The following is a 12532-nucleotide window of genomic DNA, read 5'->3' on the forward strand; positions in this document are numbered from 1 at the left end:
AGGACGCTCCGCTCAGGCGGCGACCTCGGCGGCCGGTTCCGTCGCCGAGAGTTCCGCGAGGTGGCCGTTGCGCTTGGCCCACCACTCGAAGACGAGCGAGCCGAACGGCGGGATGCTCGATACGAGGGCCAGCAGGGTCACGACCGGCACGGCGATGCGGAGTCCGCCGAGACGCAGGTCCCACGTCACGGCGTTCCACTTCAGCTGGAAGTGGCTGACCAGCGAGACCAGCACGAAGACGATGAACACCGCGCCGTGGACGGCACCCGGCAGCGCGATGGCCTCGGGATCGTCGTTGACGCGCTTGAGGATCATGCCGACGATCAGCCACGCCCACGTGATGGCCTCGGCCACGGCGATGAACCGAAAGCGCTTCGCGGGGGTGGTGAGGTCGAAGAAAGACATCATGGCTCCATTGTGCCGAACGGGGGAGCCGCCTACGACAAAGTGTAGTAGACGTCTCCCCCGTCGGACCGGTTCGGAACGGGCCTCAGGCCCGTCGGTAGGCCCCTCAGGCCTTCGGGACGCGGACGATCAGGGCGTCGCCCTGGCCGCCGGCACCGCACAGTGCGGCCGCGCCGATGCCGCCGCCGCGACGCTTGAGCTCCAGTGCGAGGTGCAGGGTGATGCGGGCGCCGGAGGTGCCGATCGGGTGGCCGATGGCGATGGCGCCGCCGTTGACGTTCACCTTCTCCGGGTCGACGCCGAGCTGCTTGGTCGATGCCAGGCCCACAGCTGCGAAGGCCTCGTTGATCTCGATGAGGTCGAGGTCGGCGGGGTCGATGCCCTCGCGGGCGCAGGCCTTCGCGATGGCGTTGGCCGGCTGCGCCTGCAGGCTCGAGTCGGGGCCGGCGACGACGCCGTGGGCGCCGATCTCGGCGATCCAGGACACGCCGAGCTCCTCGGCCTTCGCCTTGGACATCACGATGACCGCGGCCGCGCCGTCGGAGATCTGCGACGAGTTGCCCGCGGTGATGGTGCCGTCCTTGCGGAAGGCCGGGCGCAGGCCGGCGAGCGACTCGACGGTGGTGTTGGCGCGGATGCCCTCGTCCTCGTTGAAGACGATCGGGTCGCCCTTGCGCTGCGGGATCTCCACCGGGACGACTTCGTCGTCGAACAGGCCGTTCTTCCAGGCCGCCGCGGCGCGCTGGTGGCTGCGGGCCGCGACCTCGTCCTGCTGCTCGCGGGTGAAGCCGTCGGTGTCGTTGCCCTGCTCGGTCAGTGCGCCCATCGGCTGGTCGGTGAAGGCGTCGTGCAGTCCGTCGAAGGCGGTGTGGTCGACGAGCTCGGTGTTGCCGTACTTGAAGCCGGTGCGGCTCTTCGGCAGCAGGTGCGGGGCCTGGGTCATCGACTCCTGGCCGCCGGCCACGACGCATTCGAACTCACCGGCGCGGATGAGCTGGTCGGCGAGCGCGATCGCGTCGATGCCCGACAGGCACATCTTGTTGATGGTCAGGGTCGGGACATCCCACGGGATACCGGCCTTGATGGCGGTCTGGCGGGCCGGCATCTGACCCGCCCCCGCGGTCAGCACCTGGCCCATGATGACGTAGTCGACCGCCGAGGCCGGGACACCGGACTTCTCCAGGGCGCCCTTGACCGCGATCGCTCCGAGGTCGACGGCGCTGAAGTCCTTCAGCGACCCCAACAGGCGGCCGAACGGGGTGCGTGCGCCGGCGACGATGACCGTCGTGTTGTCAGCGTTCGAGGACATTGAGGGAACCTCCGGGGATGTCGTGCGAGGGGGCTTACCGAGCGCCCGCTCTGTGCGCTCTGACCCACAACGCTACCGTTGTGACATGAGCACCTCTGCAACTGACCCCAGTACCCCCGCAGGCGCGACCGCGCTGATCTCCGACCTCGTCGTCGCGATCGACCACGTCGGTATCGCCGTTCCGGACCTGGAAGCCGCCAAGAAGTGGTATGCGACACACCTCGGGTTCGAGTCGCTGCATCAGGAGACCAACGAGGAACAGGGCGTCGAGGAGGCCATGGTCGGCCCGGCCGGCGGCGGCACGCTCATCCAGTTGCTCGCCCCGCTCGACGAGTCCTCCACCATCGCCAAGTTCATCGACCGCAACGGCCCCGGTCTCCAGCAGCTGGCGGTGCGGGTCACCGACATCGACGCCGTGGCCGCCCGCCTCACCGGCGCGGGTGTCCGCCTCCTCTACCCGGAGGCCAAGCGCGGCACCGCGAACTCGCGTATCAACTTCGTCCATCCGAAGGACGCCGGCGGCGTGCTGCTCGAGCTCGTCGAGCCCGCGGCCGACGCGGCGCACTGACGACGAGGGTCGCAGGCGAGGGCCCCTGACGGCAGGACGCACTGACCACGGGTCTCCTCGGCGCCCCCGCTCATCCGACCGCGCCTGCCGCTCATACTCGAAAGCGCCTCGGGCCCATGCCCGAAACAGATGCCGGTGTAGCCCCGCTCCACCGGCATCGTCGTCTCGCGAACGGACTCCGGACGCCGAACCGACGGGGCGTCGACGTGGGCGGACCCGCCCGGTCGACGGGGCTCCCGCGGCACGCTCCTCCGATACACTGGCCGTCATGTCAGGTCCTGCACGGCAATTGCCCTTCGCGATCGTGATGCGCGGTTATGACCGTGAGCAGGTCGCCGAGCACCTCCGGCGACTCGACGCCGAGTTGCGGGTCCTCGCCGCGGATCGCGACGCCGCCACCGCCAACGCCAACGAGCTCGCCGCCCATCTCGAAGAGGCGCGCCAGGAGATAGCCGAGCTGCGGCGCGAGGTCGACAAGCTGTCGGTTCCGCCGACCACCGCCCAGGGGATGAGCGAGCGGCTGTCCCGCATGCTCCAGCTCGCCTCCGACGAGGCCTCGGAGATGCGTGCCGAGGCCTCCGCCGAGGCCGCCGAGACGCTGTCGGTCGCGCGTCAGGAAGCCGACGACATGCGCGCCGAGGCCGCCGCCGAGGCGGAACGCGTCCGCAGCGAGGCCGAGGCCGCCGCCACGAAGATGCTCGACGAGGCGTCCGCGCGGGCCCGCGAGATGAAGGAGACCGCGGCCAAGAACGAGGCGGAGTCGGCCCGCCTGATCGCCGAGCGCACCGCCGCCATGGAGGCCGAGCACTCCACGACCATGCAGGCTGCCCACGAAGAGGCCCGCCGCATCGTGGAGAAGGCCGAGGCGGAGGCCGCAGAGCTGACAGAGGTCACCCGGCGCGAATTGGCCGAGCAGCGGGAGCGTCAGGAAGCCGAGCTCGCCGACCAGCGCGAACGTGCCCTCGACGAGGCCGCCCACATCCGGCAGACCGCCCTCGACATCGCCAACGAGCGTCTGAGCCGGTCCCGCGAGATGGCCCAGGCCGCCGACCGCACCCGCCAGGAGATCGCCGCGAACCTCGGCCGGCTCCGCGAGCAACTGGCGGAGCTGCCCGAGCTGCTGGCGCGCCCGGAGGACTCCGAGTACGAGTTGCTGTCGGAGACCGACGATCTCGAGTTGCTCAACCGCAAGCTGTCGCCCGACGCGCGCGCGAACGCCTGAGACGCCGAACACGACGCAGGGCCGCGACCGACCGGATGGTCGGCGCGGCCCTGCGTCGTGTCATGTCAGGGCTGTTCTAGAACAGCCGGAACTCGTTGCTCTCCGCACCGCGCAGGGCGTCGTAATCGAGCACGACGCAACGGATTCCGCGATCCTCCGCGAGCGTGCGGGCCTGCGGCTTGATCTGCTGCGCGGCGAAGACCCCGGACACCGGGGCCAGCGTGGTGTCGCGGTTGAGCAGCTCGAGATAACGCGTGAGCTGCTCGACACCGTCGATCTCGCCGCGTCGTTTGATCTCGACGGCGACGGTCTTTCCCTCCGCGTCGCGGCAGAGGATGTCGACCGGTCCGATCGCGGTCATGTACTCCCGGCGGATCAGGGTGTGACCGGGCCCGAGCGTCTCGATGTGTTCGGCGAGCAGCTCCTGCAGGTGGGCCTCGACGCCGTCCTTCACCAGGCCGGGATCGACGCCCAGCTCGTGCTGCGAGTCGTGCTCGATCGACGCGATCGTGATCCGGAGCTCCTCGCCGGCCTTGTTGGTCACGACCCAATAGGCCTCGGCCTCGGTCCCGTCCGGCACGGCGGCCTCGGTGAGCCAGCACGGCGGGCTCATCCAGTTCAGCGGCTTGTACGCGCGGTCGTCCGCGTGCACGCTGACCGAGCCGTCGGACTTGATGAGCAACAGCCTCTTGGCCATGGGGAGGTGGGCGGTCAGCCGCCCGACGTAGTCGACCTGACACTCAGCGATGACGAGACGCACGTGCCCACCCTAGGGCATGGGCAGCAGCGGTCTCACGTCCCCGCGCCGGGTCTGGCGCCGCCCCCGGAAACACCGGACCGCCGCGGGGCCGTCGCGCCAGGTCACTCGTCGTAGGCGTCCTTCAGCAGAAAGGTCTCGACGTCGAGTATCGCCTCCTCCATCGTCGCGTGCACATGCGGCAGCGCCGGATCGAAGCCCTTCAGGTCAACCGGTGCACTGTCTTTCGGATTCGTCCACGCTTCACGCTGTCGTTCCACCCAGGCCCGCACGAGCCCGTCGGGATCGACGAGCGCCGCACGCCGGCCGGTGTCGGAGAGTGCGCGTTTGATGCTCAGGACCATGGTTCGCGCCACCGCGTCGACGACTCCGAGACGCGAGATCTCCACGATGACCGCGGCGTAGTCGTCCATGTCGGAGAGGAGCCTCCGGTGCACGCTCTCGGCGCCCGCGAACGTGAGGTCGCCCTGGAGTTCGTAGACACGGACCTTGTCGCGGCAGGTGCGGAGGTAGCTGCGCTCCCGATCGGTCCAGTCGGCGCTGACCGGGATGTCGGTGAGGTCGTACACCGACCGGATGGTCACCCGGCTCTCGCGGGTGACGTTGAACATGTGCAGCCCGAGATCCCGGGACAGGTGCTCGCACGTCTCGACGCCGCGCACGCTGTTGCCGTGCTCGTCCAGTCGCGGGGAGTAGACGCCGATGCCGAGCTGGCCGGGCAGAACCGCCAGGATCCCGCCGCCGACGCCGCTCTTGGCCGGCAGCCCCACCGAGGTGACCCAGTCCCCCGCCCCGTCGTACATGCCGCACGTCGTCATGACCGAGAGCACGCGCTGGGCGATCTCGTGGGAGAACATGACGCGACCGGTCCGGGGATTCTCACCGCCGTTGGCGATGGTCGCGCCGATCCCGGCGAGGTCCTCGGTGGTCACCCGGATCGAACACTGACGAAAGTAGAGGTCCAGTGCCGCGTCGGGGCTCGTCTCGAGGGCGCCGAAGCTGTCGAGCATGTAGGCGATCGCCCGGTTGCGCGACCCGGTCGCCTTCTCGGAGGCGTAGACGTCGGCATCCATCTCCAGGCGCCGGCCGGCACAACCGGAGTAGAACTCGAGGATCTGTGTGAAGGCCGCGTCGATGTCGGCCTCGTCGACATCCCGCCTCGACGGCAGGAGCATCGAGGCCGCGAAGATCGCGCCCGCGTTGATCATCGGGTTTTTCGGCCGCCTGCGGTCGTCGACGCTGATCTCGTTGAACGCCTCGCCCGACGGCTCCACCCCGATCTTCGCGTCGACCGCCTCCGGACCATGCCGATGCAGGGCCATCGCATAGGTGAGCGGTTTGGACACCGACTGGATGGTGAACGACGTCGCAGAGTCCCCGAGCGAGTAGGTGTGGCCGTCGTGCACGCACAACGACAACGCGTACCCCTCGGGGTCCACCCGGGCCAGCTCGGGGATGTAGTCGGCCACGTGCCCGGACCGGTCAGGACGGACGTTGTCCATGATGTGGCGCAGATAGCCGTCGACGAGGGATTCCATGGGCCAATCTAAGCGCGTCCGACGCCGATCGGACAGCGTGACACAACATCGCTGTGACTCCGACGCGCCGGAACCGCCGGCAAACCACGACTAGGCTGGCACAGGGTCGGTCATGTGTAGTTGGGAGGCACGATGAAGCTACTCGTCGGATACATCGCCACCTCGGGCGGCGAGGATGCCGTCGCGTTGGGCGCCTGCCTGGCCAGGACCTTCGACGCCGAACTCGAGATCTGCATCGTCATCCCGCCGGAGCCGCCGGGGGCCGACGACGCGGTCGAGAAGCTCTCCGACGCACTCGACCACGCGGCGCGCAAGTGGCTCGACGAGGCGGCCTCGCGCCTGCCCGACGACATCGAGTCCACGACGACGATCGCCGAGCACCCCAACCCGGCCGAGGGCCTCATCATCGAGGCACGACGCATCTCCGCCGACATCCTCGTCATCGGAGGCGCCGGCGGCGGCATCCTCGGTCGTCACACCCTGGGAACCGACGTCAACGACATCCTCCACTCGTCGCCGATCCCCGTGGCGGTCGCTCCTCCCGGATTCGCCCATCTCGGCGCCGACGAGGTCCGCGAGATCACCGTGACGATCGGAGACCGCCCGGGTGCTCCCCTGCTGTTCCAGACCGCCATCCGCAGTGGCATCCGCGCCCACCGGCCGATCCGCCTCGTGTCGCTGCTCGCGCTCGGGGACATGCAGCCCTGGCGGAACGCACCGGAGGACGCCGCCGTCGAGATGGCCAGAGAGCACGCGCAGAAGGCGCTCGAGGCCGCGAGGGCCGAACTGCCGGAAGACTTCCCGGTCACCTCCACCGTCGTCCAGGGCGACACGATCGAGGAGGCCATCGCGTCGCTCGAGTGGCATGACGGCGACATCGTGATGGTCGGCTCGAGCCGACTGGCCTCGCCCGGCACGCTCTTCCTCGGTGCCACCGCGGCAAAGATCCTGCGCGCGGTGTCGGTGCCGATCATCGTCGTGCCCAAGGGTTCTGACTGACCCTGCAGACTGATCTCGCATGAAGGCTGCAAATGCCCCGCGACCGGATGGTCGCGGGGCATTTCTCATCCGCCCGTGTGCCGGCGGTTCGGACATCGTCGTTCGACAGACGAGACGCAACCGCCCACTGACGATCGGGTGTGGTGGGGATATGAGAAAGGCCCCGTATTCGACGATTGGGTCATCGAATACGGGGCCTTTCTGAAGTTGTGTTCGGCGGTGTCCTACTCTCCCACACTGGTTAAGGTGCAGTACCATCGGCGCTGGAGGGCTTAGCTTCCGGGTTCGGAATGGGGCCGGGCGTTTCCCCTCCGCTATGGCCGCCGTAACTCTGTGAAACAACCACAACAGTTGTTTGTTTGTGTTGTGTGTTGTCTCAGAAGATGCATAGTGGATGCGAACACTGTTCAGACTTTTGTGTCTGGTGGTGTTGTGGTGTTGTTGGTAAGTCCTCGGCCGATTAGTACCAGTCACCTGAACACATTGCTGTGCTTACAGTTCTGGCCTATCAACCCCATGATCTGTGGGGGGCCTTAACCCCGCTGAGGGGGTGAGAAACCTCATCTTGGAACAGGCTTCCCGCTTAGATGCTTTCAGCGGTTATCCCTTCCGAACGTAGCTAACCAGCGGTGCCCCTGGCGGGACAACTGGCACACCAGAGGTTCGTCCGTCCCGGTCCTCTCGTACTAGGGACAGGTTTCCTCAAGTTTCTTACGCGCGCGGCGGATAGAGACCGAACTGTCTCACGACGTTCTAAACCCAGCTCGCGTGCCGCTTTAATGGGCGAACAGCCCAACCCTTGGGACCTACTCCAGCCCCAGGATGCGACGAGCCGACATCGAGGTGCCAAACCATCCCGTCGATATGGACTCTTGGGGAAGATCAGCCTGTTATCCCCGGGGTACCTTTTATCCGTTGAGCGACACCGCTTCCACTTGCCGGTGCCGGATCACTAGTCCCGACTTTCGTCCCTGCTCGACATGTACGTCTCACAGTCAAGCTCCCTTGTGCACTTACACTCAACACCTGATTGCCAACCAGGCTGAGGGAACCTTTGGGCGCCTCCGTTACCTTTTAGGAGGCAACCGCCCCAGTTAAACTACCCACCAGGCACTGTCCCTGAACCCGATCAGGGTCCGAGGTTAGAAGTCCAATACGATCAGAGTGGTATTTCAACAACGACTCCACCAACACTGGCGTGCCGGCTTCACAGTCTCCCACCTATCCTACACAAACCGTACCGAACACCAATACCAAGCTATAGTGAAGGTCCCGGGGTCTTTTCGTCCTGCCGCGCGTAACGAGCATCTTTACTCGTACTGCAATTTCGCCGAGTCTGTGGTTGAGACAGCAGAGAAGTCGTTACGCCATTCGTGCAGGTCGGAACTTACCCGACAAGGAATTTCGCTACCTTAGGATGGTTATAGTTACCACCGCCGTTTACTGGGGCTTAAATTCTCAGCTTCGCGGACGAATCCACTAACCGGTCCTCTTAACCTTCCAGCACCGGGCAGGCGTCAGTCCGTATACATCGTCTTACGACTTCGCACGGACCTGTGTTTTTAGTAAACAGTCGCTTCTCTCTGGTCTCTGCGACCCACACCAGCTCCCACCGCAAGGGTGTTCACCAGCCTGGGTCCCCTTCTCCCGAAGTTACGGGGGCATTTTGCCGAGTTCCTTAACCACAGTTATCTCGATCGCCTTAGTATTCTCTACCTGACCACCTGTGTCGGTTTGGGGTACGGGCCGTGTACCAACTCGCTAGAGGCTTTTCTCGGCAGCATAGGATCATGGAATTCGCCTCAACGGCTACGCATCACCTCTCAGGCATCACGAGACACGGATTTGCCTATGCCTCGCCCTACAGGCTTACACCAGTACAACCACTAACTGGCCCCACTACCTTCCTGCGTCACCCCATCGCTTGCCTACTACCAGCCGAGGTCCCACGCATCACCCCACCGGGCACCCGAAGGCGCCTCGGAAAGGATCTGGATGGTTAGTACAACTGATTCAGCATGGGCGCGGATACACGGGTACGGGAATATCAACCCGTTGTCCATCGACTACGCCTGTCGGCCTCGCCTTAGGTCCCGACTCACCCTGGGCGGATTAGCCTGGCCCAGGAACCCTTGGTCATCCGGCGGCAGAGTTTCTCACTCTGCTTTCGCTACTCATGCCTGCATTCTCACTCCCACACCCTCCACCACTAGATCACTCTGTGGCTTCCACGGATGCAGGACGCTCCCCTACCCACCCACACACCTGGCCGGCCCTCCGTAGAGAACCGACAAGCTAACGTGTGAGTGCCGCGGCTTCGGCGGTGTACTTGAGCCCCGCTACATTGTCGGCGCAGGACCACTTGACCAGTGAGCTATTACGCACTCTTTCAAGGGTGGCTGCTTCTAAGCCAACCTCCTGGTTGTCTTCGCGACCCCACATCCTTTTCCACTTAGTACACGCTTAGGGGCCTTAGCCGGCGATCTGGGTTGTTTCCCTCTCGACTACGAACCTTATCGCCCGCAGTCTCACTGCCACACTCTCACTTACCGGCATTCGGAGTTTGGCTGACGTCAGTAACCCTGTGGGGCCCATCGGCCATCCAGTAGCTCTACCTCCGGTAAGAAACATGTGACGCTGCACCTAAATGCATTTCGGGAGAACCAGCTATCACGGAGTTTGATTGGCCTTTCACCCCTACCCACAGCTCATCCCCTCCATTTTCAACTGAAGTGGGTTCGGGCCTCCACGACGTCTTACCGTCGCTTCACCCTGGCCATGGGTAGATCACTCCGCTTCGGGTCTAGACCCGGCGACTCAAACGCCCTATTCAGACTCGCTTTCGCTACGGCTACCCCACACGGGTTAACCTCGCCACCGAGCACTAACTCGCAGGCTCATTCTTCAAAAGGCACGCCATCACCCACCCTCCAAAGGAGGCACAGGCTCTGACGGATTGTAAGCGTCCGGTTCAGGTACTATTTCACTCCCTCCCGGGTACTTTTCACCTTTCCCCTCACGTACTAGTCCGCTATCGGTCACCAGGAAGTATTCAGGCTTACCGGGTGGTCCCGGCAGATTCACAGCAGATTCCACGAGCCCGCTGCTACTTGGGAGAACATCACGCAAGACCATGTGCTTTCAGCTACCGGACTCTCACCGTCTACGGCAGACCATTCCAGGCCACTTCACCTAACACACAGTTTTCTGACTCACGCTTCCACAGGTAGATGGAAGAAGATGAACCCCACAACCCACACGCACAACCCCTACCCGGTATCACATGCGCATGGTTTAGCCTCCTCCGCTTTCGCTCGCCACTACTCACGGAATCACTATTGTTTTCTCTTCCTATGGGTACTGAGATGTTTCACTTCCCCACGTTCCCCCCACACAGCCTATACATTCAGCTGGTGGTAACACGACATCACTCGTGCTGGGTTTCCCCATTCGGACACCCTCGGATCACAGCTCGTTTGACAACTCCCCGAGGACTATCGCGGCCTACCACGTCCTTCATCGGCTCCTGGTACCAAGGCATCCACCGAACGCCCTTACACACTTACAACAACACCTACAAACAACCCCCCACACACAGAACCACAAAGGGCCCTGCACACGAGGATCGAATGTAGACATCACCAAAAACTCAAAAGTTTTCTGCTCAATCACACACCAACAACACCAGCCACCCCCACAAGGGGCCGCCAGCCTTGCCGGCGCGAAATAAAGATGCTCGCATCCACTATGCACTTCTCAAACAACACACACCGCACCCAGCTGCATGCCTCCGCGCCCCACCACAGGACACCTCACCGACACACACCCGATCTGCAGCTCAGAGGAAAACGTGTGTTCCCTCAGAACCCCGATAGTGTGACGATCAACCCGCCGGCCTCACGACCTCAGCGGCAACCCAGATGTTTCGTCAGGCGACGAAACCCACAGGCTGTGTCTGATGTTTCACCCTCGAACACACACACGCCGCACAGACATACGCCGGCAGAAACGTGTGATGTTGTGTGCTCCTTAGAAAGGAGGTGATCCAGCCGCACCTTCCGGTACGGCTACCTTGTTACGACTTCGTCCCAATCGCCGATCCCACCTTCGACAGCTCCCTCCCACAAGGGGTTAGGCCACCGGCTTCGGGTGTTACCGACTTTCATGACGTGACGGGCGGTGTGTACAAGGCCCGGGAACGTATTCACCGCAGCGTTGCTGATCTGCGATTACTAGCGACTCCGACTTCATGGGGTCGAGTTGCAGACCCCAATCCGAACTGAGACTGGCTTTAAGGGATTCGCTCCACCTCACGGTATCGCAGCCCTCTGTACCAGCCATTGTAGCATGTGTGAAGCCCTGGACATAAGGGGCATGATGACTTGACGTCATCCCCACCTTCCTCCGAGTTGACCCCGGCAGTCTCCTGCAAGTCCCCGCCATTACGCGCTGGCAATACAGGACAAGGGTTGCGCTCGTTGCGGGACTTAACCCAACATCTCACGACACGAGCTGACGACAGCCATGCACCACCTGTCTACCAGCCACAAGGGAAGCCCCATCTCTGGAGCGGTCCGGTAGATGTCAAACCCAGGTAAGGTTCTTCGCGTTGCATCGAATTAATCCACATGCTCCGCCGCTTGTGCGGGCCCCCGTCAATTCCTTTGAGTTTTAGCCTTGCGGCCGTACTCCCCAGGCGGGGTACTTAATGCGTTAGCTACGGCACGGAACCCGTGAAAAGAGTCCCACACCTAGTACCCACCGTTTACGGCGTGGACTACCAGGGTATCTAATCCTGTTCGCTCCCCACGCTTTCGCTCCTCAGCGTCAGTTACTACCCAGAGACCCGCCTTCGCCACCGGTGTTCCTCCTGATATCTGCGCATTTCACCGCTACACCAGGAATTCCAGTCTCCCCTGTAGTACTCAAGTCTGCCCGTATCGCCTGCACGCCTACAATTGAGTTGCAGAATTTCACAGACGACGCGACAAACCGCCTACGAGCTCTTTACGCCCAGTAATTCCGGACAACGCTCGCACCCTACGTATTACCGCGGCTGCTGGCACGTAGTTGGCCGGTGCTTCTTCTCCAGGTACCGTCACTCACGCTTCGTCCCTGGTGAAAGAGGTTTACAACCCGAAGGCCGTCATCCCTCACGCGGCGTCGCTGCATCAGGCTTGCGCCCATTGTGCAATATTCCCCACTGCTGCCTCCCGTAGGAGTCTGGGCCGTGTCTCAGTCCCAGTGTGGCCGATCACCCTCTCAGGTCGGCTACCCGTCGTCGCCTTGGTAGGCCATTACCCACCAACAAGCTGATAGGCCGCGGGCCCATCCTGAACCGCAAAAGCTTTCCACCAACCCCATGCGAGAGAAAGTGAATATCCGGTATTAGACCCAGTTTCCCAGGCTTATCCCAGAGTCCAGGGCAGATCACCCACGTGTTACTCACCCGTTCGCCACTCGAGTACCCAGCAAGCTGGGCCTTTCCGTTCGACTTGCATGTGTTAAGCACGCCGCCAGCGTTCGTCCTGAGCCAGGATCAAACTCTCCATGAAAACCTAGCAAAACAACCAACCCACAAGAGCCGGCGTTTCAACACTAGAAGACCAGGAAGAAAACCTGACCAATCCAAAAACCAGCTCACGCCACCCAGACGGGGCCAGATGACATGAACAAAAAATACATCAACATTCGTAAAGAATGCTCGATGCCAAAACGGCATCAGACAATCCAT

The 12532-nt window shown here is 63.4% G+C and carries 7 protein-coding genes and 3 rRNA genes; 3 read left to right on the forward strand and 7 right to left on the reverse strand.

What is annotated here, in order from left to right:
• Positions 1-12: 12 nt before the first annotated feature.
• The gene (locus E1P53_RS00740) at positions 13-408 is read right to left on the reverse strand and encodes a DUF3817 domain-containing protein (RefSeq protein WP_131733178.1); all 396 of its coding nucleotides are present in this window, start codon (positions 406-408) and stop codon (positions 13-15) included.
• Positions 409-511: 103 nt separating this feature from the next.
• On the reverse strand, positions 512-1714 hold the full coding sequence (locus E1P53_RS00745; protein WP_109239310.1) for an acetyl-CoA C-acetyltransferase: 1203 nt from the start codon (positions 1712-1714) through the stop codon (positions 512-514).
• Between the two features lie 85 nt (positions 1715-1799).
• Between E1P53_RS00745 and mce the strand changes: the two genes are divergently transcribed.
• Together mce and E1P53_RS00755 are read left to right on the forward strand one after the other, a co-directional pair.
• Positions 1800-2282: a methylmalonyl-CoA epimerase gene (gene mce / locus E1P53_RS00750; RefSeq protein ID WP_040526504.1), complete on the forward strand. Its 483-nt coding sequence runs from the start codon at positions 1800-1802 to the stop codon at positions 2280-2282.
• A 268-nt stretch (positions 2283-2550) separates the two neighbouring features.
• The gene (locus tag E1P53_RS00755; protein WP_131733179.1) at positions 2551-3504 is read left to right on the forward strand and encodes a coiled-coil domain-containing protein; all 954 of its coding nucleotides are present in this window, start codon (positions 2551-2553) and stop codon (positions 3502-3504) included.
• A gap of 76 nt (positions 3505-3580) precedes the next feature.
• On the opposite strand, the gene nucS is transcribed toward E1P53_RS00755, so the two are convergent.
• The gene (gene nucS, locus E1P53_RS00760) at positions 3581-4264 is read right to left on the reverse strand and encodes an endonuclease NucS (protein ID WP_109239312.1); all 684 of its coding nucleotides are present in this window, start codon (positions 4262-4264) and stop codon (positions 3581-3583) included.
• A 101-nt stretch (positions 4265-4365) separates the two neighbouring features.
• Positions 4366-5799 (reverse strand): glutaminase A, encoded by a 1434-nt coding sequence (gene glsA, locus E1P53_RS00765; protein WP_131733180.1) that lies wholly within the window; start codon positions 5797-5799, stop codon positions 4366-4368.
• A 132-nt stretch (positions 5800-5931) separates the two neighbouring features.
• Here glsA and E1P53_RS00770 point away from each other — a divergent pair, with 132 nt between their 5' ends.
• Positions 5932-6798 (forward strand): universal stress protein, encoded by an 867-nt coding sequence (locus E1P53_RS00770; RefSeq protein ID WP_131733181.1) that lies wholly within the window; start codon positions 5932-5934, stop codon positions 6796-6798.
• A 211-nt stretch (positions 6799-7009) separates the two neighbouring features.
• Here the strand turns inward: E1P53_RS00770 and rrf are convergent.
• The 3 genes from rrf to E1P53_RS00785 all read right to left on the reverse strand — a co-directional run bounded on the left by rrf (position 7010) and on the right by E1P53_RS00785 (position 12353).
• Positions 7010-7126, reverse strand: a 5S ribosomal RNA gene (rrf, locus tag E1P53_RS00775).
• Between the two features lie 112 nt (positions 7127-7238).
• A 23S ribosomal RNA gene (locus tag E1P53_RS00780) occupies positions 7239-10366 on the reverse strand.
• A gap of 465 nt (positions 10367-10831) precedes the next feature.
• Positions 10832-12353: ribosomal RNA gene (locus E1P53_RS00785) — 16S ribosomal RNA — on the reverse strand.
• Together the 16S, 23S and 5S rRNA genes form the textbook arrangement of a ribosomal RNA operon.
• Positions 12354-12532: the final 179 nt, after the last annotated feature.

Origin of the sequence: Gordonia paraffinivorans (genome assembly GCF_900683595.1) — a bacterium.
Taxonomy (GTDB): domain Bacteria; phylum Actinomycetota; class Actinomycetes; order Mycobacteriales; family Mycobacteriaceae; genus Gordonia; species Gordonia paraffinivorans.

Bases quoted from the DNA above. Each gene is read 5' to 3' on its own strand.
- E1P53_RS00770 (WP_131733181.1), top strand. From the start codon at position 5,932: ATGAAGCTACTCGTCGGATACATCGCCACCTCGGGCGGCGAGGATGCC.
- E1P53_RS00755 (WP_131733179.1), top strand. From the start codon at position 2,551: ATGTCAGGTCCTGCACGGCAATTGCCCTTCGCGATCGTGATGCGCGGT.
- glsA (WP_131733180.1), bottom strand. From the start codon at position 5,799: ATGGAATCCCTCGTCGACGGCTATCTGCGCCACATCATGGACAACGTC.
- E1P53_RS00745 (WP_109239310.1), bottom strand. From the start codon at position 1,714: ATGTCCTCGAACGCTGACAACACGACGGTCATCGTCGCCGGCGCACGC.
- E1P53_RS00740 (WP_131733178.1), bottom strand. From the start codon at position 408: ATGATGTCTTTCTTCGACCTCACCACCCCCGCGAAGCGCTTTCGGTTC.
- mce (WP_040526504.1), top strand. From the start codon at position 1,800: ATGAGCACCTCTGCAACTGACCCCAGTACCCCCGCAGGCGCGACCGCG.